The sequence below is a fragment of the Kitasatospora sp. NPDC048540 genome, from assembly GCF_040651175.1.
Taxonomy (GTDB): domain Bacteria; phylum Actinomycetota; class Actinomycetes; order Streptomycetales; family Streptomycetaceae; genus Kitasatospora.
In genome coordinates, this window is the sequence record NZ_JBEZIR010000257.1 from 1 (window position 1) to 2,886 (window position 2,886).

Consider the following 2,886-nt stretch of genomic DNA (forward strand, 5'->3'; position numbering starts at 1 on the left):
CTGTTCATCACCGGCCGGGCGAGGTCGAAGACCGCGCTGTAGGAGTCGTCGAAGGTGATGGACACCGCGCCGCGGGGGAAGATGGTGCCGCCGGGCGCACCCGGGGCTCCGGCCGCGCCGGGGACGCCCGGCATACCGGGACGGCGCATCCGCCCGGCCATCCCGGCCGCGCCCAGCGGCATGCCGGGACGGCCCGGCATCGCCACGTTGGTGCGGGTGCCGGTGACCACGTATCCCTTGACGCCGCCGGCCAGCGCGCTGCGGACCGCGCCGATGTCGTCGGCGGCGGACAGCGCCAGACCGTTCGGCCAGCCCGCGGCGCGGGTCTCGGCCAGGATGGTCAGCCCGGAGCCGTCGGGCAGGTGGACATCGGCGATGCAGATGTCGCGGGGGGTGGTGACCCGGGGACGGGCCTCGGCGATCGAGGAGACCTCGATGACGTCGCGCACACCCAGGGCCCACAGGTGGCGGGTGACGGTGTTTCGGACGCGCGGGTCGGCGATGACCACCATGGCGGTGGGCTTCGTCGGACGGTACGCGACCACGTTTGCGGGGTGCTCGAGAAGGACCGACACCAGGCCTCCTGTGGGGAGTGGCGGACGGAACCCCGAGGGGGCGGTCGGAGTGTTCCGCGTGTGGAAAGGGTCACTGACACCTTCGGCAGCATGCGTGCCCGGCTTTAGCGAATGATCACGATCTAGTGAGTAACAATACGGACAATTCGCGCAGATGATTGATACGACATGCCCGGAAATCGCACAGACTCGATCGATTTCGAAGCCCGATGGTCACGTCTGACCAGGTAATTGACACAGAGCGCGACGGAAGTCACACTCCGTCAGTCCTGCGGGTGGCGCTGCGGTGAGCGCGGCGTGACGTCCCTCAGTGGGGGCGCGGGCGACGGCGCGCGGGCATCGGCACCACTCCGCCGAGTGACGGGGCGTCGGCTGCCGGGAGCGGCGCGGGCACCGCCGGCGGCAGGCCGGCGCAGATGCACAGCAGGTCGCCCCAGGCGGCCAGGTGCCGTTCGAACCGGCCGTCGGACGGGGTCCAGGAGGCGCGCAGTTCGATCTCGGTGGACGAGGGCCGGTCGGCGAGCGCGCCGAAGTACTGCGAGGCGCAGTGGCTCACCGTGCCGCCCGGCGCGGTGTACCCGGCGCCGTGCGCCTGCAGTGCGTCCATCAGCCAGGACCAGCCGACCTCGGACAGCATCGGGTCGCCGGCCATCTCCGGCTCCAGCTCGGCCCGGGCCATGGTGACCACCCGGAAGTCCCCGTTCCAGGGCTCCTGGCCGGCCGGGTCGTGCAGCAGCACCAGCCGGCCGTCGGCCAGCTCCTCGCCGTCCACCTCGACCGTCGCGCCGATCGCGTACGCGAACGGGGCCAGCCGGCGCGGCGCGGGCGTGGCGGAGAGCACGAGCTCGGGGCGCAACCTGGCCCCGGCCAGCGCCTCGACCGCGTCCTGGAACTCGATCGGCGCCGACTCCTTGCCCGTTCCTCCACCGTGTGCGGGGTGCCCGCCGACCGCTGCCATGGTCTGAAGACTAGGTGCCCCGGCGCCGCATTCCGAGCACCTTTCGCAGGTCCGGCGTGCCGGAGCGGCCGCACAGGGGGGCATCCCGGCCGCATCTTGGACGAAAGCACCACTTCCCGGGGCCGGGCGCGCGCGGGGCGCGTGCGAAGATTTGGAGCGTGAGCGAGACTTCCGCGGCCACCCCCGCAGCCCAGACCGGTCAGCAGCCCCTCGCGCGCCGGGGCGCCGCGTACGACTCCGCCTTCCTGCGGGCCGCCCGCGGTGAGCCGGTGCCGCACACCCCGGTGTGGTTCATGCGGCAGGCCGGCCGCTCGCTGCCCGAGTACCTGAAGGTGCGCGAGGGCATCCCGATGCTGGACTCCTGCATGCGGCCCGACCTGGTCAAGGAGATCACCCTGCAGCCGGTGCGCCGGCACAAGGTGGACGCGGCGATCTTCTTCAGCGACATCGTGGTGCCGCTCAAGGCAGTCGGCATCGACGTCGAGATCAAGGGCGGCGTCGGCCCGGTGATCGCCGACCCGATCCGCACCGCCGCCGACCTGCAGCGGCTGCGCCCGCTGGAGCCCGACGACATGCCGTACATCACCGAGGCCGTCGGCCTGCTGGTGGACGAGCTGGGCGGCACGCCGCTGATCGGCTTCGCCGGGGCGCCGTTCACGCTGGCCAGCTACCTGGTCGAGGGCGGCCCGTCGAAGAGCTACGAGAACACCAAGGCGATGATGTACGGCGCGCCCGAGCTGTGGGCCGAGTTGGTCGACCGGCTGGCCGTCATCACCTCCGCCTTCCTGAAGATCCAGATCGAGGCCGGCGCCTCCGCGGTCCAGCTCTTCGACTCCTGGGCCGGCGCGCTGGCCCCCGAGGACTACCGCCGTTCGGTGCTGCCGGCCAGCGCCAAGGTGTTCGACGCGGTCGCCCCCTACGGCGTGCCGCGGATCCACTTCGGCGTCAACACCGGTGAGCTGCTCGGGCTGATGGGCGAGGCGGGCGCGGACATCGTGGGCGTCGACTGGCGGGTGCCGCTGGACGTCGCCGCCGAGCGGGTCGGCCCCGGCAAGGGCCTGCAGGGCAACCTCGACCCGGCCGTCCTGTACGCCCCCACCGCGGTGGTCGAGGCCAAGGCCCGCGAGGTGCTGGACGCCGCGGCCAAGGCGGTCGGCGACAGCCACCACATCTTCAACCTCGGCCACGGCGTGATGCCGAGCATGGACCCGGACGCGCTGAGCCGGCTGGTCGCCTTCGTGCACGAGTCCTCCGCCCGCTGAACCCGCGCGGGCCCGGCCGCCCGCCCCGCCGCCGCCCGGCCCCCCCCCCCCCCCCGGGGGGGGGGGCCGGGCGGCGCCGGCGGGGGCGGGG

The 2,886-nt window shown here is 73.2% G+C and carries 3 protein-coding genes; 1 reads left to right on the plus strand and 2 read right to left on the minus strand.

What is annotated here, in order from left to right; translation table 11 throughout:
* Together AB0D08_RS40630 and AB0D08_RS40635 are read right to left on the minus strand one after the other, a co-directional pair.
* Nucleotides 1-575, minus strand: a 575-nt coding sequence (locus AB0D08_RS40630) for a hypothetical protein (protein ID WP_359895405.1), incomplete at its 3' end; no start/stop codon positions are given.
* A 307-nt stretch (nucleotides 576-882) separates the two neighbouring features.
* Nucleotides 883-1,533, minus strand: a complete 651-nt coding sequence (locus AB0D08_RS40635) for a DUF3000 domain-containing protein (RefSeq protein WP_033824427.1) — start codon at nucleotides 1,531-1,533, stop codon at nucleotides 883-885.
* A 245-nt stretch (nucleotides 1,534-1,778) separates the two neighbouring features.
* Here AB0D08_RS40635 and hemE point away from each other — a divergent pair, with 245 nt between their 5' ends.
* Complete coding sequence (gene hemE, locus AB0D08_RS40640; RefSeq protein ID WP_233289325.1) at nucleotides 1,779-2,795, plus strand: uroporphyrinogen decarboxylase; 1,017 nt, start codon at nucleotides 1,779-1,781, stop codon at nucleotides 2,793-2,795.
* Nucleotides 2,796-2,886 lie beyond the last annotated feature (91 nt).

Coding starts and splice junctions, on each gene's coding strand:
- AB0D08_RS40635 (WP_033824427.1), bottom strand. CDS start 1,533: ATGGCAGCGGTCGGCGGGCACCCCGCACACGGTGGAGGAACGGGCAAG.